Raw genomic sequence first — 22085 nt, forward strand, 5'->3', positions numbered from 1 at the left:
CATTTTTTAGTGTCCCGCTCCATTATTTTACTATTCTGACTATTTATTCTGTATTGAGAAAAAAGAAGGGAACGTTCACACATGTATCCATTCAAAGTGAAATTAACACTTGACTTCACATGTGATTTATGTCAAAAAAGGATAGATAATAGCGAAATTCCTGCTACATCTATCCTCTATTTCAACACTATGATTTTAACTTTATAAACGTAATTTCCGGCAATGTTTGCATATGCTGAATAAATGCATTCTTTTCTTCTGACGATATATTTTTCAATTGCATTCCTACCTTATAAACTATTTCTGTATCTTGCTGTAAAGCTTCAACTTCATATGAAAGTATTGGAATACCTTTCACTCGTAGCGTCTCTACTATTTGTTGTACCGCTTCGTGTTTATTTATACACATTTGCACTGTTATATTTTGCGGAAATAAAAATTGCACCTTAAAAATACGACTTACAATCTCTAAACCAATCAAAACGAGAATCATCGCTCCAATCCCTACAACATACATACCTGCTCCAATTGCTAGCCCTATTCCTGCTGTAGCCCATAAACCAGCCGCTGTCGTTAATCCTTTCACTGCCTGCTTTTGAATAATGATTGTACCTGCACCTAAAAATCCAACTCCACTAACAACTTGCGCTGCAATCCGGCTCGGATCAAGAGCCATATGTTCTTCAAACACAATATCTGAAAAAGCATATTTCGAAACGACCATTATTAAAGCACTCCCTACGGCTACTAGGAAATGTGTTTTTAATCCAGCTTCTTTTGAGCGAATTTCCCTTTCAATACCGATTATCGCCCCTAACAAACCAGCAACACCGATTCGTATAATAAAATCAATATGTAAGCTCACGAGCACTTCCCCCTTTTATTCATTATAGAGAGATAAAACAAAAATTATCACATGCATCTACCCATCGATATAAAAGCATTTTATTAAAATACATTTAATATCCCAGTGATTTTATGTTAATATTTTAAATATTAACATAAATAAAACAACCTACTTCTCATACAAAAAAACTTTAAAGTTCAACGTCTAACTTATTTTCAGTTAAAAATGGCATATGAGTTGCGTGAAATGAGGTTGAGAAATCCAGGAAACGCTTTCATTTTATATCATAATTTTTGTGAAATAAAACATAAATAAAAGGAGCTTACTAACAATGAACATCTCTTTACTTACACCTACTACCGATTTACAAGAAGAATATTTAGATTTTTATAACGAATGGAAAGATAGCGGTGAAACGATGATTCCATGGGTTATTTCAAAAAATCCTTCTAATTTCACGGCAATGATTCAAGAATTACACGACGCACATAACGGAATAAATATTCCTGAAACTTGGGTACCAGATTCTACTTATTGGCTCGTGACAGATGAAAATAGAGTTGTAGGAGTTGTTAATATACGTCATAGTTTAACTGATCATCTATTTAATGCTGGTGGTCATATCGGTTATGGTATTCGCCCTTCTGAAAGAAGAAAAGGTTATGCTACAAAGTTACTAGAGTTATCATTAGAAAAAACGAAAGAATTAAACATCACGAAAGCACTTGTCGTTTGCGACGAAGTGAATACTGCTTCAGAGAAAACGATTTTACATAACGGTGGTCTCCGTGATGATGATTTCACTGAAGAAGATGGGAATGTTGTGAGAAGGTATTGGATTGAGCTCTAAATAATCAAAAACAAGCCAGAAAGTGATTAAACACTTTCTGGCTCCTTTTATCCCGCGTTAACGGGCAGTACAACTCCCACCTCAAAATTCAGCTGGAACAAAGAAGTTAGGTGGGAGATTAACTGCCCATAAACGCCCGATTGGTGAAGGCTAATAATCAGTGGGGGATGAACAAAACCCCCACTGATTAAAGTTTCACTTTATACTGCTTCTATTTCAAACTGGACTGTAATACCACTTGGGTCTACTACAGTAAATCCATTTGTAGTTTCATTTATTTCATGTTGTTTTTCTATTAATCTTTCTTTCACTTCATCTAACGCTTCTTTATGCGGTAGTACTATCGTATACACTTTTAGTCCAGTTGCATGTGCTGGTGGATACGGATTATTTACTCCGTTCCACGTATTTGCACCGATATGGTGATGATACCCTCCTGCCGAAATAAATAAGCAATCATCTTCACGCTGCTGCACTTCAAAGCCTACTGTTTCTACATAAAACTCATGTGACTTTTCTACATCAGCTATTCGTAAATGGACGTGTCCAACCACCGTTTCGGCTGGTAAGCCATCAAACTCATAATTAACGAGCGTTGCCAGTTCTTTTAAATCAAGTGGCGTACTTCCTCCTGGCCCTTCTCCCCACTGACCTCGAGGGCGATCTGCATAAATCTCGATACCATTCCCCTCTAAATCTTGTAAATAAAACGCCTCACTATACGTATGATCACTTGCACTATTAAATCTTGAAATTGGCAAAATTTCATTTGAATATGTATAACGCCCTTCTTGCTCAGCTGGACTATCTATTACGTTCTTATTACGAAGCACACCAAATAATGCCGAAGCAAAAGCCTCACGAGTCGGAACCAAAAAGGCAACGTGATATATACCCGTCGTACGCGGTTCTTGTAGCGCTGCATCTTCCAACTGCTCAAGAACAAGTAACGTATTCTTACCACCTTTTCCTGTTAAATATGCTTTATTCCCCTCTTGCTTACTTACCTCTAACCCTACTACATTCTCATAAAAAGCAATTTGACGCTCTAGATCTTTTACTTTAAATGCAACATGACCAATACGTGTTTTCGGATGAATTTGTACCATGAATAACTTCCTCTCCAGTTCCCTTTAGTTTTTTATGTAAGTTGATAGGCAATAGCCGCATTCAACGAATACACCTTAATTTTGTTTTTTTGTAGCATCAACTTTTAGCCATTTTTTCGATATGTCACTTAATGTTCCATCTTGCTCTAATTCTTTTAACGCCTTGTTTATATCTTCTAACTTTTCACTCTTTTTCGCAAATGGAAATGCAATCTCTCCCCATTCAAGTGGGCCAAATCCAACTTTGACATTATCTAGTTTCGCCTTTGTTATTGTTGTTTCCACTTGAACTTTATCATTATAATAAGCATCGACGCGTCCGAATCCTACTTCGTTCAATTCCGCCGTTGGGTCCTCTGAGTACGTTTTAATCGTAAAAGCATTATTTTTATTTAAAGCTTTTAACTCTTGCTCTCCTGCTGTACCAAGTCCAACACCTACAGTCTTTCCTTTTAGATCCTCTAGCGATTTAATTGTATTATTATTTTTCTTCACCGCAAAAACAGAACCTGAATACACATACGGGATCGAAAAGTCATATTTCTTTTTTCTTTCCGGAGAAACGGATAATTCATTTGCAATCGTATCAATACGGCCTGAATCTAATAAACCGAATAATCCTTCAAAATCAGAAACATTCCATTCTACTTTATATCCAGCTTTTTTAGCAGCCGCTTCAATAATTTCAGCATCAAAACCTTTTACTTTCTCACCCTCTTTAAATATAAATGGGCTACGACCTGCAGAAGTCCCAACTTTCACTACTTTTTCATCTGTCTTTTTACTTGCTGCATTAGAACCACATGCAGACAAAGCTCCAACTGATAGTGTTAATGCTAATGTTAGTAATAATGACGATTTTCTCATAACTCTTCCTCCTAAATAACGAAATGATTTCCTTCTTCAGATGCATTTAATTGCCGTAAAAACTTTTTCGTACGTTCATTTTGTGGGTTTCGAAAAATCTCTTTTGGCGTTCCCTGCTCTACGATAATTCCATCAGCCATAAAAATAACGCGATCAGCCACCTCTTTTGCAAAATTCATTTCATGTGTAACAATAACCATCGTTATATGTTGTCTTGCCAAGTCTTTAATAACTTGTAATACCTCATTAACTAATTCTGGATCAAGTGCTGAAGTCGGTTCATCAAACAATAATACAGCTGGATTTAAAGCCATTGCCCTAGCAATCCCTACCCTTTGCTGTTGTCCACCTGATAACATCGTCGGATAAAAATCTTCTTTATCAGCTAAGCCTACTTGTTTTAATATTTCTCTCGCTATTCCATTTGCCTCTTCTTCACTTTTTTTCTGTACAACCGTTAATGCTGTTGTAATATTTTGCAATGCTGTTTTATTTTTAAATAAATTATAGTTTTGAAAAACCATAGCTGTTTTTTGACGTAATTTTATGATTTCTTTTTGATAAAGTTTCTTCGTATGAATCTCTAAATCTTCAATTCTAATACTGCCATCATCCGGTTGTTCTAATAAATTTAAACATCGTAGTAATGTCGATTTCCCTGAACCAGAAGGTCCAATAATTACTACCACTTCCCCTTTTTTTACAGTAAGTGAGATTCCTTTCAGCACTTCATTATGTTTGTAAGATTTATACAAATTTTTCAACTCAATCACATATATCACCTCATTTCTCTTATAAATACGGTGCATCAAGTTTCTTCTCCAACCTTTTCTGTCCCCAGCTGATTACGATTGTAATAATCCAATACACAATCGCTACCGCTAAATAGCTTTCCATATAACGATACGATTGTGCAGCCAGCATTTTCGCTTGTGCCAATATTTCAGCCACTCCAAGTGCAAAAGATAACGAAGATTCTTTTAACAATCCAACAAAATTATTTCCAAGTGACGGCACTGCTACACGAATAGCCTGCGGAAAGATAATTTGTCGCATCGCTTGTGCTTTTGTCATTCCAACTGATAAACAAGCATCCATTTGCCCTGATTCCACAGCATTTAATGAACCTCGAATGATTTCTGACAAATAAGCAGCATTATTTAAACTGAGGCCAATTAAAGTTGCTTGCATAGCTGTAAGTACTGTAAAAGCCGGAGATATTTGTGGCAATCCGAAATATAACACAAACAATTGAACTAATAACGGTGTCCCTCTAAAGAAAGAGATATACACCCTTGCAATTGGATATAAAAATTTCGTTTTGTTTTTTGTAATGATCGCCAAGCCAATCCCTATAAAGAAAGAAATAATCATTGAAACTACAGTAATCCCTAAAGTTATGTATACATACTTAAATAATTGCGGAAAACTTTCTAAAAAATACGCTACATCAAATTTCACTCTATTCCCCCTCTCTAAACAAAAAACTCTTCTTACACATATAAGAAGAGTTGAATGTTAATCCATTTCCCTTCATCTTCCAAACGCCTTTTACGTTTGCTGGAATTAGCACAGTGCTTTTTTAGCCTGTTGCTGAGATTTCACCGGGCCAGTCCCTCCATCTCTCTTGATAAGAAAACTAATAAATTTTTCCATTTATTTAGTTGTTATTATGAAGAATACAGTTAAAATCAAACAATGTCAATAGGAAAACTAAGAATTAAACTCAACCCTTTTTCGAACATACTAGTAATACATCAATTTACTATTCTTAATAAACTGTACACAAAAGCCATCTCCTCTGAAATTCAGAAGAGATGGCTTCAATTATAGAAACTATAAATATTTTACTTTATTATCCTTTAACTACATATTTATTTCATCTTATGTACTTCAGCAACTAACTTTCCGCCTTGAATGCCCATATAAAGCTTAACAGGAGCATCATTCGTATTTTCAAATACTAAATCTAAATATGGATACGCAATTGTAGCATCTCTTCCCTGAGGGACATAACCTACTGTTTTAGAATGTGTAGTTCTCTCTACCATTTTCAAACCAGCTTGATCTGCTGCATTGTATAGCGTTGATGATGTTTGACAAACGCCACCACCATAACCATCTACTAATTTACCATCTACAATTTCTTTACCTAATTGATATCCTTTATCTGGCGTTGTATCACCGATTAATGCATTGAAAGAGAAACTGTCTCCTTTTGCTAATACAACTCCATTTATGCTCGCTGCCGACAAACGAATATTCTCAATACGGCCACCTGCTGATCCACCTAAATTCGTTTCATATCTACCAATTACCGTGCCACTTCCTTGCGCATCACTTAATGTTGCGGTAGGCTTTTTCTCAACGATAGGTAACTGATATGAAGAATCCCACATACCAACGTTTAATAATTTATCTACTAATTCTTTTTCCATTAATTCAAAAGAAGGCTTTCCTTCTTGCCATGATCCATCAGATGCTATACGTGAAGGGACCATCTTTTTGTCAACACTTTTCCCGACTTCACCTGCAACCTTCGTTACGGATTTTTTGAATTTCGCCTCATCTTCAAAATAACCTAAACTCGATAAGTCTATTTTTTTCACTTCAGTACCAGTACGCCCATCCACTAAGCTAATTGAATCCTGTACATCAGCCTTAGCCTCTACAACATTCCCACCAAAATCACTTACTAATGCCACATCACTTACTTTTGTACCACAACCACTTACTACAGCTACGCATAGCACCCCTACTAATATACCCTTTATTTTTCGGAACAATATACTCTCTCCTTTTCCCCAACATTATTTCTTATGTATTATTTCATTTTTATGTATCTTTTGTTACAATCATTTTACAATATATTTAGAAAATGTTACAAGTTGTTTTTTACTCTATTAAAATTACTCTTTTCTTTTGTAAATGTCTATACATATTTATATAAATTTTCGAGTTTGATAAAATTGTAACTTTTATGCAACCTATCTCCATCCAGTATATACCATTCAACAGATGAAATACAAATGTAACACCCTTTCATTTCACCTCTCTATTCACCTGCATGCTTCAGAAACCGCAATACCGCTTTCTCATATGTGATCATTATTAACAACTTAAACCGAGCTTTTATCGGTAAAAACAATTATTCACTTCAGGTATATAGGTATTTGCCGTGCCACTACTCCGCTTTTGCACATACATTATGATGAATTTAACCTATTATAAAGAAATGGAGGATGTTTTTATGTATCCCTACAATCCTTATGATCCATATAACCAATATGGTTACCAACCTCAGTATGATTTACAGGCACAATACCAACAATATATAGATCAAACAGAACAAGTTAATCCATATGATCAAAATCGACAATTTCAACTTCCAATCTCTTTCCCTGGTACTGGAAACCGTCAATTAGAAAGACGAGTAAATGAGCTTGAGCAAAGAGTACGTCAACTAGAAAATACAGTTGAGCGTCATACGCGTAGATTAAACCGCTTAAATCAGCGTTTACGTACAGTAGAAAACAGGCTAAATATTCCATTTTCAGCATTAGAAGACGGATTTTAATTTCGAAAATAACAAATATATAAGGAAGGGGCTCCCCCTTCCTTATATAAATTGACGAAAGTTTTTTCCATCTCTATACTGATAAGAGTTAATGAAATGAAACAAGGTGATAAATATGGATTTTGAAATAAATTTTCTTTCCTTTTATGTAGTACAAGTAGAAGGAAAAGGTGAAGCAGTTGATAAACGCTATAAACATTTTCAAACATTAGACGCTGAAGAGTATGAAGATAGCTCTTTAAAAGAATTTTTGAATGGTGAATTATTAAAAATTTCAAAGCGAAAAGTAGAACGTCACGCAAAAACAGAACAAGCCCCAACAAAGATCGGTCGCTTTATTGTAGAAGAAGGTCATGAGCTCGATTCAAACCCTCATTACAACTTATTTAATCGTATTCGTTTTGCAGAAACAAAAGAAAACTTCAAAGATATGAGCGAACCTCTCGTTTATACATACCTTGACACAAGCGCTGTACGTGGTGGTGTGTTTTTAATCGCTCAAGCAAAACTACGCAAATACTTTGATGATCCATTCGTATTCGTAATGAAATGTGACTTCGAACCAAAGGTTGCTTCCATTTCTGATGAATCAACACTTATTCGTAACGTTGAAATGGCCATCACAACAAAGAATATGAAATCTATCCAGTACCCATACATGCCTGAAGAAGGTATGGTGGAGCCTGGCGAACTAAAAATACACCAAGCATCACACGCCCGCTACTTTGAAGACTTCTTAAAATTCGTCGAATACGAACGCTCTATGCCTGAAATTATGAAAACACAAGTAATGGACATGGTATACGACCAAATTGAAGATGTATTTGAAGAAGGTACTGAAGAACGTGAACAGTTCGACCAAGCGATGGAAGTATGGGCTGCCAGTCCGAAACGCGAAATTATGGAACAATTTTCAACAGAAGAAGTAATGGAAGCTACCGCTCAAATCGTCGAGCACGCCCCTGAAGTGGAATTAAAGCTAAAAGCAGATCATATCTCTGTGAAGGCTTTGCTTGCTGATTTCGGAGACCTAATACATATTGCAAAGGTAAACGACCGATATGTATTAATGATTGAGGCTGATACACTTACGTTTGAGAAAGGCTTCTCTCCAATTGAGTTTTTGAAGCCGGATGAATTACAAGACGTAATTGAGCGGATTGAGAATAAACAGCAGTATTCTTATGATCCGAATGGGATTGAATAAATGCTTCCATATACCTATTTTTACTGAGCTCTATTAACAAGCGCTCTTTTATTTGGGACATAGTTGACATTTATATTAAAAACCGATTCTACTAAGAATCGGTTTTTCTTCTTTATAACAAATATGCTTATTTTTAAAAATATTTTTGCTCCAAGATGACATTTCTTGTAGAATCAAGCAGATTCCTTCCTTGTTGTACAAGCGTATTTCCATGAGAGACATCTACTTCAATATTTCTAGTTGACCAAGTCCTTCTATAAGTTTTTGGTGTTTTTCCTTTTAGTCATTATGTATGTTGTTAAAATGAAAATTTCACTTTACTACCTCAAATTTATTGTACTCGTAAAAAGATAATTGAAAACGATATTCCGGATGCTCTCTCACCCAATCGTAGGCTTCTTCTAAAATATCCATTTTATTTTGCACGTCATTAAGTTCACTACATTCGTTCCTTTTCTGTTTACATAGAGGACAGAACCCACCCACTATCTCGGCATTCATCGCACGAATCGTTTTACTTTCTAAGTCAACTACTAGACGAAGAATAAGAGAATGCTCCGCTTTTGTAGTCACCATCATTTCAGCAATTCCATCCTCATTCCAAAAGACACCATTTAATTCCATCTGTACGGTGACATCTTTGATTTCCAAGTCTATCACTATCACACCTCCCTTGTATAAGACTCTTACCTTACTCTTCGATTTTAATCTTTAATACACCACGAGCTAAAGATATATTAAGATTTTTCCAATTCTTCTTCTTTGCTATGAAAGGAAGTGTAATTAATGCAAATAGTGTGGTAAATATTATCAAAAAAACTAAAACAGTTAAAATGTTAAAGATTGCTTCCATTAAACTACACTCTTTTCTATGTATATCCGTACTAAAAACAACAAAATATTCCATTAACAATACAGGACAAGCCGTGAATTTTCCAACTAAACTTCAGCAACTTAATCCTGAAGTCTAGTTGTACATATGAATAAAATAAATTTTATTACTAACTTTCTTCTACTACTTTTTCCATCACAGCCAAATAGCTAAGCTGCCGCTCCGCTTTTCTCACCGCAGTAGGAAAGTGTTTTTTCAGAAGTTCTACTGCGGATTTACTTATATAATATCTTTCCGTTATACTTTCCCACGTGTCACTACTTTCAAATGCACTCCATACAAAAGGACGCTCTGTATTTTTTCTCAGTTCTTTAAACACCCATTTCCGCATCCTTTTTTTCGCTTTTTCTGTTAGTTTTCCGTTCTTTACAAGTTCAAGCTCACCATGTCTCTTGTATCGCTTGTTAATATCTCTCTCGCCATATACTTTCAGAAAGATATTTGCTGTATTCTCAGCATCTGCTAAAGCCCGGTGCTGCTTCCCTTCCCACGTTAAGCCGAGCTGATCCACTGCAAATTGTAAACTTGGTGTATGCTCAAATAATTCTTCATACGCCTGAAAAACAAATTTTTGCACATCAAATCTGCTCTCTTTTTCCATACATGGGCATTCTACACCGTATAATGTACAATCTTGAGATAGAAAACGGTAATCTTCTTTTCCCCATGAAACAAATATAGAATCTTCTCCGATGAACTGAATAAATTTCTCTATAATTTGAGGGAAATTCCCTACACCTATTAAATCTTTCTTTGTAATTCCAGTTAATTTTGTTGTATGACGAGTTAATGGGGCACTTGGTTTTACTAACTCTGAAAATTCTCCAATAACCTTCATTGTACTCACATCTATTTTTACAGCTCAAATATCAACTATTTCTGACGGATCTTCTGATTTATACGGCCTAAAATTCCTTTCAATATCAAACACAATGAAGTGTGTAGCGTTTTTCAATTTATTTACCTCTTTCTAAATTCCTTTTCACACACATACTTTATTTTCAGTATTTATATATTAATGCACTTTATGCATGAAAAACTTCGCATAAAAATCAAAAATTCAGTCTTATTATTACATGTACATAGGAGGATATTCAATAAAAACGCAAAAAAAAAGAAGGGCAAGCCCTTCTTTTTTTCATAATTACTTCTTGTTTACGTTTGTAGCTTGAGGTCCACGGTTACCTTGTTCTACTTCGAAAGTAACTTCTTGACCTTCTTCTAAAGATTTGAAGCCGTCGCCTTGGATAGCTGAGAAATGAACGAATACGTCTTCTCCGCCTTCAACCTCGATGAAACCGAAACCTTTTTCTGCGTTAAACCATTTTACTTTACCGTTTTGCATTTAAAAAATCCTCCTACAATGTACCTATATGTACATATTCATTTTCAACCACTTTACAATAATACATCATATATTAAAAAACTGCAACCCCAGAGGAGATTTAACATTGCTATCCTCCTCGGAAGTTACAGCTCATTTAAATCTCTATATTATTAAAAGTAAAATGGTTTAAAGTAACTATATCATACCAATATAATAAAAGTAAAGTTTTTTTAAAGTTATACAGCTTTTTTTTTCCACTGCATCGTTTTTAATTCACCTGATCCAGCTACAACATAGCCTTCTTTTTCATTAACAATGCGCCAACCATGCCCTTTAACCGAATCACATACTGTAACAATTCCTTCTTCAAGAAGCACACGGCAAACAGTGCTAATTCCCGCCTTATTTTGCGTTGACGTTGTATATAACACATGTTGATCCACACTTAAATCTAAATAACTACTCGCTTTTTGTTCACTTTGACATGTATGCCAACCTATTTTATCACTTTCGATACTCTCATTTATTCTGCAAAAAGAAATATTTCCGCTAATCCCCTTGCACGATCCACTTGCCGCTACTAAATAGGAATTATGTATAGTCAACGCAGAAATCATCTGATTCATCGCTATTTTAATCCTTTTTAATTTACGTGTCTCTAAATCAAAAAGCCAAACACCACCATATTTAGTATGTATTTTCGTACCGATAAATAAGTAATGTTTATATAAAAATAATGATCGAATAGATGGTGCCTCACTACCGTAATTAAGAAATGGCTGAATAGTCTCCCATGTGGAACCAAAATTATTAGAATGATACAGTGTTTTATCTCCATGAGCAATTACTGTTCCATTCTCATTACTACATACATTCCAGCTCGTTGCTTTCGTTGGAAAGCGCTGGATCGTCCACGTTTCTCCACCATTCATACTACGAATAAAAACTCCTTCGTCTCCTACTCCGTAAACTACGTTACCTTCACTATGTAAATCTCGAATTCGTTTTTGGAAACCAGTTAAAGCCTGTTTCCATTCTCCATCTTTTTCAATGAATAAACCATTATATGTAGTAGCTAACAAAAGCTTTCCATCTCTTAACTTTGTAATAGCAGTTGCACTTAACATTGTTTCCACGTTGACACTCCCGTTCCTAGAACTTCTCGGCAAAAGCAATTGCAAAATCACTGCATTTTTCAACGTCTTCTTTATCTTCTGGAGCTAATTCAATTTTCAATCCTTCTTGTACAAGTTCTGCCCCGCATTTTACAAGACGTTCTTCAAATATCGTTACCGCTTCACAAAACAGTTCATACGCCGTATCACCTGATCCAAAAACAGCCACTTTTTTACCCGTCAAATCTATATTTTCTAACTCATCATGGAAATCTTCCGCTTCAAATGGTAATTCACCATCACCCCACGTATAAGATCCTAAAATGATTCCATCATAAGCTAATAATTCTTCAGCATCCATACCTTCCATCTCTTGTAATACTACTTCATGATCAAAGGCATCTAAACTTACTTTAATTAAATCAGCAATACTCTCTGTATTCCCTGACATACTTGCATACGCTATTAAAATTTTCGCCACTTTGGCATCCCCCTCTTACAATAAATGATTCTCATTCTCATTATATTAATAATGAGAATCAATTTCAATTATATTTTTTGCTATTTTATTTTATTCCATAAAAAAAAAGAACAGATGACTATACAATCATCTGTTCTTTTTTATTACTTTTTAAAAATACCAAAGGGTTTTCCAACTGGTAATACAACTTTTCCGAAGTGTGTATTTAACACAGCTGCTGCTGAACCATAGAAAGATAATAATGAAATACATAGTTCAGAATACGCTGCTAAATTATGCATTGCGTGCGGCATAACACCTAAAGTACTTAATGAAAGACCGATAAATAAGAAATCAATAAGGACGAAAATCATAAATAATACTTTATGTGTTTCCATTGCACCAATTGTCATAAAGATCGTGAAAATCAAGTATCCGATAAAGGCTACACCGAGCTGTTTTGAATCTGCAGTTTGGGCTAATTTTTCGCCAAATACTCCAAGTTGAATTAACCAAGTCATTCCAACACCTAACCAAAATAGGCCGTACGCACCAAATGCTGTTGTACCAAACGTATTGTTATGCTTTGCATCGTGAATGCATGCAAAGATTTGTGCAAATCCTCCTAAAAAGATTGCCCATGGTAATACAAGTGAAACGCCATCTGTTAAGCCTAACTTTTGAGATGATGCTACAAGTGTTACCATCGCTAATCCAAATAGACCGATTCCAGATGGATCTGCTGTTGTCATTTTCACATGATGTGTAGTAGTTTGATTGCTCATATAAACCTCCTGATTATAAACATACTCGAATACAATACTTAAATCAGAAGGCTATGTCAATGTTTTTTTTTGTATGTTGTCAGACCTTATATTCCATAATAATCAAATACACATTTGGCCACATCATAAGGTTTTACATTTAAATTTGGCAACTCATTTACCGGCATCCATAAAGGAATATAACTCCCTCTATCTTTCAGCTCGAACTCCTCGCCTTTACCACTTCCGAAAACTCCACCTATAATATGGGCATTATAATAATACTCCGTACCTTTATACTCCACCTTTGTAATCAGATGCTCCACTTGTATATGTACCCCTAATTCTTCATAAACCTCTCGCTTCGTTGCTTCTTCAGGCGTTTCTCCTTCTTCAATTCCCCCGCCTGGAAAAACAAAATACATCTCACCTTCTCGAACACGTTTTATAAGAGCGATTTTACCACCTTGTATAATTATAGCTACACCGCGATTTCTTCTCACTTTATTACCTCAACACCAATCGCAACTGTTCCCCATTCTTTTTCTTGTTCTTTCGTATATATTCCGTATGTACTTTCTAACATTTCTTTTACACTAAGTTCTTCACAATCAAATAATTTTTTATCAATTTGTTCGTACATTGCTTTAAAGCTTTCGTATCGTTTTATCTCCGTTACTTTTACAGCCATCGTTTCTGCTGTCGTAAGGTTCGTAAATACAATTTCATCGTCTTGTTTTATAAGTTGACGTTTTTTATCGTATAAGCGTACTTCATATACTTTTTTTCCTAATTGAATCGACTGAAAAGGTTTATTATATAATCCCATTTCGTATCTCATACATTTCACTCCCTTTTATTCATCTTGCCTACTAACATTTTTGCACATTACCATTTCATACAACATAGTTCGCCTTACTTCACCTTGCATATAATGTTCCATATCCATTACTTTCTTTAGAGAGGATGTTAAAATTGGTATGTTATATTTAAATCAAAAACCTGAATATAATAAATATGATATCGGTGATTATACTTACAGTAAAGTAGGCCCTATTATTTTTTCTTGGAATGATGAAACAAAATTAAAAATAGGTAAGTTTTGTTCATTAGGAGAAGAAGTCGTTTTCGTACTTGGCGGTGAACATCGTGCTGATTGGATAACAACTTATCCATTTAATGTCCTCTTCGAAGAAGGAGCACACATTTGGTAACGGGGCCATTATCGGGGCCAAGAGTGTTGTTACAAAAGACGTACCTCCATATGCAATCGTCGCTGGTAATCCTGCCAAACTAGTTCGATATCGTTTCCCGCAAGAAATCATTGAAAAACTAGAAAACCTTGCATGGTGGGACTGGGACATTTCCGTTATAAAAGGAGCTATTCCATTTCTACTCTCCAACAAAGTCAACGAATTTTTCACTTCTCCCGAAGAAGAAGCTACTTGATCTAAACAAAAAGAGCATCCTATTCTTTCAGGATGCTCTTTTTGTGTTTATTTTTTATTTATTCGCAACTGATTACACGGAGAACAGTGAAATGGAATTTTGTCTAAACAATTAAAGTTTGTTTCACAAATTTGTTCTATCGTTGGAACGAATGGAATGACAACTATGTTACTATCTATTATTTGTGTAACAGGTGGCAATACTGTGCCTACTTGATGTTCGAAGCGAATACTCGCTTGATTAATATAATTTCCTGAACCACTTGGTGCACTCTGAACTGTTACTTGGAACGAAACTGTCCGTGCTTCACCTGGATTTAAACTTCCTATAAGAAACCCTGATACTGGGCTTACATTTGGCACTGGCGTATTATCAACAGTTACACTTCCAGGAACAAATTGAACACTACTATCTAACATATCTTGAAAACGAATATTTTGTATCGCTGTATCTCCCGTATTTGTAATAACTGTCGTAAACGTAATAACATCTCCAATTGTTGCTGTTTGATGATCTGTCACTTTTACAACAGTCGTTGAAACATTCTGAGGAATAAACGGGATAACAACTGTATTGCTATCGCCTTCAACTACTACAGGCGGTTCATTTGGATTCACAGTTGCAAACCCACTCGCTGTCGCTGTATTTGTAACTAAGTTATTTATTTGCCCTCCTGTTATTACAACTTGGAAATTAATAATTGCTGCATCATTTGGTTGAAAATCACCTAACGGAATACCAGTATTCGGATTAGCAAATGGAAAAGGTACATCATTTACTGTTACCGTGCCATTTATAAATAACGTATTCGGATCAATGATATCCGTTAAAGCAATATTCGTCACAGGAACTGTACTATCATTTATAACAGCAATTCCGTAAGTGACAACATCTCCTACCATCGCTACTTCAAAGTTTGCTCCTTTTGCAACAAATAAAATTGCAGTATTTACCGTTACAATCACAGTATTACTCGTGTCCATTACTGTAACTGGCGGCTCTCCTGGTACTAAAATATACTCAGCTAACGCTCCAGCAACGTTCACTACCGTACTACCATCAGGAAAACTTGTAATTGTAGCTTCATATGTTACAATCGCCGTTTCACCGACTGGGATATCTGGTATCGTAAATCCAATCTGTGGATTTAACCCCGGCTGTGGTATTCCATTTATCGTTACACTATTTGGGACAAAATCAGCTTCCTGAGATAACACGTCTATAAATTGAACATTCATCGCATCAGCCGTACCAGTATTTAATATACGAACAGTATACGTTACCGTTTCTCCTACTCCAACAATTGGATGATCTACTTCTTTTAGCATATCTAAACTACCTCTATTTACTGGAGTTACTGTCGTATTACTCGAACTCGTAATTGTAAACGGTGGTTCTCCTGGAATAAGTTCAAAACTACCCGTTACACTCGCCGAATTCATAATGCTATTAGAAGGCGGGATTGAGATTACAGTTACTTTAAACGTTATGAGTACACTAGCTCCTACTGGGAGATCCGGTAATGAAAAGCCTACAAAAGGATCTAAACCTACTTGCGGAATCCCATTTATCTGTACACTCCCTGGAACGAATTCTAAACTAGGTGATGGAACGTCAATAAATTGCACATTTGTCGCTGTTACCGTTCCTGTATTTGTAACTTGCACACTATACGTTAACGTATCTCCTAATCGTGTCGCCTGTTTGTTGACAGTTTTTATAACATTGAATCGCCCTCTATTTACCCTTGTTATTGTCGTATTACTCGGCTCTGTTACTACAACTGGTGGTTCTCCTGGTACTAAAGTAAAACTTCCTGTTATATTTGCAACATTCGTTATCGTTCCTGAAGATGGAATATTTGTCACTGTCGCTTGGAACGTCACTATAGTCGTATTGCCAACAAGTATATCGCCAATTCCAAACCCAGTAATCGGATTCAAACCAGGTTGCGGAGTTCCATTTACCGTTACACTATTTGGGACAAGTGACGCTCCTGCTGAAATCGTATCAATAAACTGAACATTGTTAGCTGTTACTGTTCCCGTATTCGTTATTTGCACTGTATACGTTAATACATCGCCAACGAGAGTCGCAGCCCTGTTCACCTGTTTTATAACATTAAATCGTCCTCTATTTACAGTTGTGAGTGTTGTATTGCTTGGTTGGTTTACTATAACTGGTGGTTCTCCTGGTACTAATATAAAGCTTCCAGTCACATTTGCCGTATTGGCAATCGTTCCATTTGATGGAACACTGACAACTGTTACTTGGAATGTGACTTCTACACTTTCCCCTGGATTTATATCTGGAAGCGAGAATCCATTATTAGGATTGAATCCAGGTTGTAACACACCGTCTATCGTTACACTGTTCGGTATGAATGTTATAGAGGAAGGTAATACATCACTATATTGAACATTCGTCGCTGTCACCGTTCCCGTATTTTGAACTACTGTTGTATATGTGATTGTATCTCCTACTGCAACAACCGGCTGACTTACTGATTTTAAAACATTCAAACCAGATTCATTTATTTTCGTTAATGTCGTGTTACTTGTCGTTGTTTCAGTTATAGGCGGCTCTGTTTCACTTACAGCAAATGTAGCCGTAACATCCACAAAGTTAACTACTGTTCCACCTTGAGGTATGCTCGTTACCATCTCTTGGTATGTGACAAGTACAAAATCATCTACAGGTATATCTGGAACTGTAAAGCCTATGAACGGATCTAATCCTGGTGCCGGCACCCCGTTTATGCTCACACTTCCCGGTACAAATGCTACACCGGCGGAAGTAGTATCGATAAATTCAACATTGGTCGCTGCCACTGTGCCGAAATTAAAGATTAATACATCATACGTTAAAATTTCTCCTACAGTGGCTACTTCTTTATCTACTAATTTTAATGGGAAAATCGAAGCTATATTAATTGTCGTAACGACTAAATTCGTTAATATCGTTTCCGTAATCGGTGGTTCCTGAGGATTTGGTTGTGAAGTAAATGTAACGTCTGCATCATTTAATATGACTTCATTATCTGGAATTTCTGTAATCGTCACTTGGAACGTTACCTCAATACTTCCACCATTAATTAATAATGGGGTAACTGTAAATCCTATTTCTGGATTTAAACCAAGTTGCTGCACCCCACCTATCGTTACACTATCTTCTACAAATGTCGTTCCTTCTGGTATGACATCTTGGAAGAACACATCTGTAACAGGTATAATTCCTACGTTTGAAATTAGCACGGTATACGTTAATACATCCCCAACCGCTCCAGTTGCAACGTCAACTGTTTTTGTTGCTGTTACTTCACCAGGAGGAGGTAACGGTATCGTAACTACTGTCGTATTACTTGTATTCGTCGTTGTTACAGGGGGCTGTAAAGGATTTAATAAAAAAGTGGCTGTTGCAGATGCGGTGTTTAGTACGGCTCCGCGCGTGGATGGCGCAACTACTGTTACTTGGAACGTTACAGTCAATGATGTTCCAGCAGCAATATTAGGAAGCGTAAAACCTATATTTGGATCAAATCCAGGTTGAGGTGTTCCATTTATTACTACACTATTTGCTACAAATGTTGTTTCTGGAGCAATTGGATCAAGGAAAGAAACATTCATCGCTGTTACCGTTCCATTATTTCTAATGACAACAGAATACGTGTAAGTTTCTCCAAGTGCAGCTTGTTGTACAGATGAAGATTTTTGTATATTTAACTGTGCCGTATTTACCTGTGTCACTACAAAATTACTATTCGTAACAGTCGTTATAGGAGGTCCTGCCGGATTTATAAGAAAACTTGCAGTAACGTTCGATTGGTTTCTTATATTTCCACCGCTCGGAACGCTTGTCACTGTAACTTGAAACGTAATCGTAGCCGTTTGCCCGACCGGAATATTTGGTACTGGGAAACCTGCCATAGGATCCGCGCCTTGCTGTACGACTCCGTTTATTGTCACACTATTTGCTACAAACGCAGTACCAGACGGAATTGGATCCTGAAAAATAATATTCGTTGCAGGAACAGTTCCTGTATTTTGAATAAGAATCGTATACGTTAACGTATCTCCTACTCCTGCTTGTGGTGTATTTACACTCTTCATTACATTAAGTGATCCTACATTCACTCGCGTCACAACAATATTACTAATCGTTACAATTGTAATTGGTGGCTGGAGAGGACTTACTTGGAAATCCGCAGTTACATTCGCATTATTCGGAAGAACTCTATTTGGTGGTACACTCGTGATCGTCACTTGAAAAGTAACTGTTACCATCCCTCCTACTGGAATATTAGCAAGTGGAAATCCCGTTGTTGGGTTTAAACCGGGTTGAGATATCCCGTTTATTGTTACACTATTTGCTACAAACGTTGTTCCAGATGGAATAGGATCGAGGAATGATACATTTGTTGCTGCTACTGTTCCACTATTTTGTATACGAACTGTATACGTTAACGTATCTCCTACACCTGCTTCAGTAGCGCTTACACTTTTCATTACATTTAACCCTGAAGAATTCACGACTGTCATAACAGTATTACTTGGTATTGTTACAGTAATCGGTGGCTCTGTTGGATTTACAAGGAAATCTCCAGTTACATTCGCATTATTTACAACATTATTTCCTTGGGGAATTTCATCAATTAATACTTCAAACGTAACAATTACACTCGCGCCAGTAGGCAAATTATTTAATGGGAATCCAAGTTCTGGATCTGCCCCTTCTTGTAAAACACCATTAACAAATACACTGTTTTCAATAAATAATGTCCCTTGTGGAATTGAATCTTGGAAAAATACATTTGTAGCTGGTACACTACCTGCATTTATGACTTCGATTGTATATACTAAAACATCCCCTACCGTTGCAACATCCGTATTCACTGCTTTCACAACTTCAAAATTCCCTGATTGTACAGTTGTATTCACAATGTTACTAGGAACATTGATTGTTACTGGCGGTTCGCTCGGATTCACTTGAAAACTTGCTGTTACATTTGCTTGATTTAAAATATCTTCATTTTCTGGATCCTGTACAATTAATACGTCAAATGTGACTACAACGGTTTGAGCCGCAGGAATATTTGGAAGAGAAAATCCTGTATTCGGATTCAATCCACTTTGCGGTACTCCATTAATCGTTACAGTATTTGCAACAAATGAAACAGCGGAAGAAATAGTGTCTTGGAAAAACACATTTGTTAACGGAACGTTTCCTGTATTTTGGACGGCAATCGTGTATGTTAAAGTGTCCCCTACTGCCGCTTGCGTTGTATTCACTTCCTTTATTACATTTAAACCACCTGTATTAACTTGTGTTACAACTGTATTCGTTTGTCTATTAATCGTTACTGGCGGCTGATTCGGAATAACGACGAAATTAGCCGATACATTTCCACGATTCGCAATCGTCCCTCCCGATGGCGTAGATGTGACTCGTACTTGAAAAGTCACTGTCCTACTTCCACCTGGAGATATATTCGCTACTGTAAACCCAGTCGCAGGATTTGCTCCAGGCTGTGAAACCCCATCTACAGTCACACTATTTGGAATAAAAGTCGTTCCAGTTGGGATCGGATCTTGAAAAATAACATTTGTCGCAAGTACATTTCCTGTATTTTCAATTGTAACGGTGTACGTAAGAACGTCATTAACTGTCGCAAAAGCTCTATCCACTGTTTTTCTCGTTCTTATATCAGCTATATTAATAGTAGTAAATACAGTATTACTTGTCGCTTGACCTGAAATTGGTTGTTGGCCAGGCACTGGAGTAAAGTTAAATGTCACACTTGCACGGTTCGGAATTGGATTTACAAGAGGATTAGATGTTACTCGAACTTGAAAGCGCACTACAGTCGTTTGTGAAGCATTAATACTTCCAAGATTAATACTACTTGATGGATTCGCTCCTGGACGTGCTACTCCATTTACCGTAACACTATTTGCGACAAATGTTGTTCCTGCGGGTATACTATCAACAAAAATCACATTATTTGCAGCGACATTCCCATTATTCGTCACATTAACTGTGTACGTTAATACATCATTAAGTGTTGCCGTCTGTAAATCTACAGATTTTTGCAAACTTACATTTGCGCGATTTACCGTCGTCTGTACTGTATTTGAAGAAGCTGTACTTGTGATAGGAGGACTTCCAACAAAAGGACGGAATTGGTATGACACCATTGCACGATTTAAAATTGGATTCGGATTCGGGAATGACGTAACTCTCACTTGAAATGTAACAACTCTTTGCGTGTTATTCGGTATCGTTCCTAAATTAATTCCACTAGCTGGATTGGCGCTCGGCTGAGTTACTCCACCTACTGTAACACTGCCTGCTATAAACGTCGTTCCATTCGGAATACTGTCTTGTAATACAACGTTTTCTGCACTTCCTGTTCCTGTGTTCGGGACCGTAATCGTATAGGTGAGAGTATCCCCTACCCCTGCAACTGTTCTATTAACCGATTTAACAGGATTAATGATTGGACCTGTCGCATCAATTTGAACACCAAAACCAGCTGCAGCGTATCCATCTCCATTTGTGACAAAGCGAACAGTTGCTGACGTCTGATTGTTTACTAAAGAAGATGAGGCATCTACATTCGTAATATCCCACCCTTGTCTTCGGACCGCTAAAGCGATTCCTAACGGCTGATTCAAATCTCCAAATGTGCCGCTCGTATCTAGATTGCCACTATCATTACAAATTTGTGATTGAAAGAAATTATTCGCGGGGTTTCTCGGACCGAATAATGCAACTGTAGCATTTGCATTCGGTCCAAAGCGAAGCTGATCTCCAACAATGTTAGAATCACCTTCTTGAGCAGTTACGAGCACTCTTCCTGTAACAGCTCCTGTTGCCGGAGTAGCAAACCCTGAAATAGTAGCATCAACTGGCGGGGATGAAGCATCGATAATTTCTTGACCTGCATATACTGACAAATTCCGAAGTGGTAAACTTGCATTTTGATAAACTACCTCAAGCGTCCAGCCAGCTGAACGACTGATTGTTGGATCAGCTGAAGTTCTTGCAGCTGGCACGGCACCTGTTGTATATGTGCCTGCCCCACCTGCACTTACAAGATTCGTTACATTAGCAGAGCGAGCATAATAAAACTGGTTTCCTACCGAACCTTGCTGCGCAGTTGCAGGATCTGGTGCAACAGAAAATGTTCCTGCTGGTGTTGTAAATGAAATATTATCATTTAAAAATGCTGTAACATCCTCTGTATCGGTCCGGTATGTGCCGGCCCATACTAGTTCTGCGTATAAAACACTACTCCCTGCTGGAAGGTTCAAAATTGCACTTGAAGAATTTAATGGCCAGTCATTCGTTGTTCCTGCCGGGAATCCAGGTACTTGAAGCGATGTATTTATCGTTGTAAACACATCAATCGTGCCGAAGTTATTGTTTGGTGCAGGTGATGTAGGACTTAGTCCCAACGTGTTCCCAGTGAACGTGACGGCACCAGTTACTGTTGTTGTAAAACGATTCATAAAAGGCACACAATCATCTCATTTCATTTATAGTAAAAAGTGCTCTATACTATAAAATGTAGACAAACTATATAATGTACGTTGTCCAACAAAATTCCACACATATGAGA

General features: G+C 36.7%; 17 protein-coding genes, 2 pseudogenes and 1 riboswitch. Of the genes and pseudogenes, 4 read left to right on the plus strand and 15 right to left on the minus strand.

All coding sequences use genetic code 11. The annotated features are described in order from the left end of the window. Positions 1 to 187 precede the first annotated feature (187 nt). The gene (locus NSS97_RS17915) at positions 188 to 865 is read right to left on the minus strand and encodes an MgtC/SapB family protein (protein WP_002066498.1); all 678 of its coding nucleotides are present in this window, start codon (positions 863 to 865) and stop codon (positions 188 to 190) included. A 313-nt stretch (positions 866 to 1178) separates the two neighbouring features. Between NSS97_RS17915 and NSS97_RS17920 the strand changes: the two genes are divergently transcribed. Beyond that, complete coding sequence (locus NSS97_RS17920; protein WP_088293380.1) at positions 1179 to 1697, plus strand: GNAT family N-acetyltransferase; 519 nt, start codon at positions 1179 to 1181, stop codon at positions 1695 to 1697. A 200-nt stretch (positions 1698 to 1897) separates the two neighbouring features. Here NSS97_RS17920 and NSS97_RS17925 read toward each other — a convergent pair whose 3' ends face one another. The 5 genes from NSS97_RS17925 to NSS97_RS17945 form a co-directional block, all read right to left on the minus strand. Continuing rightward, complete coding sequence (locus tag NSS97_RS17925; RefSeq protein WP_107886535.1) at positions 1898 to 2806, minus strand: VOC family protein; 909 nt, start codon at positions 2804 to 2806, stop codon at positions 1898 to 1900. A 75-nt stretch (positions 2807 to 2881) separates the two neighbouring features. Next, complete coding sequence (locus tag NSS97_RS17930) at positions 2882 to 3673, minus strand: amino acid ABC transporter substrate-binding protein (RefSeq protein WP_002066495.1); 792 nt, start codon at positions 3671 to 3673, stop codon at positions 2882 to 2884. A gap of 11 nt (positions 3674 to 3684) precedes the next feature. Beyond that, on the minus strand, positions 3685 to 4446 hold the full coding sequence (locus NSS97_RS17935) for an amino acid ABC transporter ATP-binding protein (RefSeq protein ID WP_341113679.1): 762 nt from the start codon (positions 4444 to 4446) through the stop codon (positions 3685 to 3687). A 19-nt stretch (positions 4447 to 4465) separates the two neighbouring features. Then, positions 4466 to 5134 (minus strand): amino acid ABC transporter permease, encoded by a 669-nt coding sequence (locus NSS97_RS17940; protein WP_002066492.1) that lies wholly within the window; start codon positions 5132 to 5134, stop codon positions 4466 to 4468. A 69-nt stretch (positions 5135 to 5203) separates the two neighbouring features. Further along, a riboswitch (SAM riboswitch) is annotated at positions 5204 to 5310 on the minus strand. Between the two features lie 237 nt (positions 5311 to 5547). Further along, positions 5548 to 6459: a VanW family protein gene (locus tag NSS97_RS17945; protein ID WP_002128453.1), complete on the minus strand. Its 912-nt coding sequence runs from the start codon at positions 6457 to 6459 to the stop codon at positions 5548 to 5550. A 464-nt stretch (positions 6460 to 6923) separates the two neighbouring features. On the opposite strand from NSS97_RS17945, the gene NSS97_RS17950 reads away from it, so the two are divergent. Beyond that, entirely contained in the window at positions 6924 to 7250 is a 327-nt protein-coding gene (locus tag NSS97_RS17950) for a hypothetical protein (RefSeq protein ID WP_002087720.1), read from the plus strand. 115 nt (positions 7251 to 7365) lie between these two features. Further along, complete coding sequence (locus NSS97_RS17955; protein WP_002014380.1) at positions 7366 to 8457, plus strand: DUF3900 domain-containing protein; 1092 nt, start codon at positions 7366 to 7368, stop codon at positions 8455 to 8457. Positions 8458 to 8769: 312 nt separating this feature from the next. Here NSS97_RS17955 and NSS97_RS17960 read toward each other — a convergent pair whose 3' ends face one another. From NSS97_RS17960 to NSS97_RS17995, 8 genes and pseudogenes are all read right to left on the minus strand, one after another. Then, complete coding sequence (locus NSS97_RS17960; protein ID WP_002087722.1) at positions 8770 to 9117, minus strand: hypothetical protein; 348 nt, start codon at positions 9115 to 9117, stop codon at positions 8770 to 8772. 341 nt (positions 9118 to 9458) lie between these two features. Further along, positions 9459 to 10304 (minus strand): annotated as a pseudogene (locus NSS97_RS17965) (exonuclease). A gap of 189 nt (positions 10305 to 10493) precedes the next feature. Next, positions 10494 to 10694 (minus strand): cold shock-like protein CspB, encoded by a 201-nt coding sequence (gene cspB, locus NSS97_RS17970; RefSeq protein ID WP_001179147.1) that lies wholly within the window; start codon positions 10692 to 10694, stop codon positions 10494 to 10496. Between the two features lie 218 nt (positions 10695 to 10912). After that, complete coding sequence (locus NSS97_RS17975; RefSeq protein ID WP_002087724.1) at positions 10913 to 11812, minus strand: WD40/YVTN/BNR-like repeat-containing protein; 900 nt, start codon at positions 11810 to 11812, stop codon at positions 10913 to 10915. Positions 11813 to 11828: 16 nt separating this feature from the next. After that, the gene (locus tag NSS97_RS17980) at positions 11829 to 12272 is read right to left on the minus strand and encodes a flavodoxin (protein ID WP_001062757.1); all 444 of its coding nucleotides are present in this window, start codon (positions 12270 to 12272) and stop codon (positions 11829 to 11831) included. 143 nt (positions 12273 to 12415) lie between these two features. Then, positions 12416 to 13036 (minus strand): acetate uptake transporter, encoded by a 621-nt coding sequence (locus NSS97_RS17985; protein ID WP_000070943.1) that lies wholly within the window; start codon positions 13034 to 13036, stop codon positions 12416 to 12418. A gap of 86 nt (positions 13037 to 13122) precedes the next feature. Then, positions 13123 to 13518, minus strand: coding sequence for an NUDIX domain-containing protein (locus NSS97_RS17990; RefSeq protein ID WP_107886532.1), 396 nt, complete (start codon positions 13516 to 13518; stop codon positions 13123 to 13125). Beyond that, positions 13515 to 13856 (minus strand): ASCH domain-containing protein, encoded by a 342-nt coding sequence (locus tag NSS97_RS17995; protein WP_044439966.1) that lies wholly within the window; start codon positions 13854 to 13856, stop codon positions 13515 to 13517. The genes NSS97_RS17990 and NSS97_RS17995 overlap by 4 nt, the downstream gene beginning before the upstream one ends. Before the next feature lie 139 nt (positions 13857 to 13995). Here NSS97_RS17995 and NSS97_RS18000 point away from each other — a divergent pair. Beyond that, positions 13996 to 14464, plus strand: a pseudogene (locus NSS97_RS18000) (CatB-related O-acetyltransferase). Between the two features lie 47 nt (positions 14465 to 14511). On the opposite strand, the gene NSS97_RS18005 reads toward NSS97_RS18000, so the two are convergent. After that, positions 14512 to 21984 carry a DUF7507 domain-containing protein gene (locus NSS97_RS18005; protein ID WP_341113683.1) on the minus strand — a complete coding sequence of 2491 codons (7473 nt, stop codon included), beginning with the start codon at positions 21982 to 21984 and terminating at the stop codon, positions 14512 to 14514. Between the last annotated feature and the right edge of the window lie 101 nt (positions 21985 to 22085).

Source organism: Bacillus sp. FSL R12-0074, assembly GCF_038005725.1.
Lineage (GTDB): Bacteria > Bacillota > Bacilli > Bacillales > Bacillaceae_G > Bacillus_A > Bacillus_A mycoides.

Coding starts and splice junctions, on each gene's coding strand:
- NSS97_RS17920 (WP_088293380.1), top strand. CDS start 1,179: ATGAACATCTCTTTACTTACACCTACTACCGATTTACAAGAAGAATAT.
- NSS97_RS17925 (WP_107886535.1), bottom strand. CDS start 2,806: ATGGTACAAATTCATCCGAAAACACGTATTGGTCATGTTGCATTTAAA.
- NSS97_RS17930 (WP_002066495.1), bottom strand. CDS start 3,673: ATGAGAAAATCGTCATTATTACTAACATTAGCATTAACACTATCAGTT.
- NSS97_RS17950 (WP_002087720.1), top strand. CDS start 6,924: ATGTATCCCTACAATCCTTATGATCCATATAACCAATATGGTTACCAA.
- NSS97_RS17955 (WP_002014380.1), top strand. CDS start 7,366: ATGGATTTTGAAATAAATTTTCTTTCCTTTTATGTAGTACAAGTAGAA.
- cspB (WP_001179147.1), bottom strand. CDS start 10,694: ATGCAAAACGGTAAAGTAAAATGGTTTAACGCAGAAAAAGGTTTCGGT.
- NSS97_RS17985 (WP_000070943.1), bottom strand. CDS start 13,036: ATGAGCAATCAAACTACTACACATCATGTGAAAATGACAACAGCAGAT.
- NSS97_RS17995 (WP_044439966.1), bottom strand. CDS start 13,856: ATGAGATACGAAATGGGATTATATAATAAACCTTTTCAGTCGATTCAA.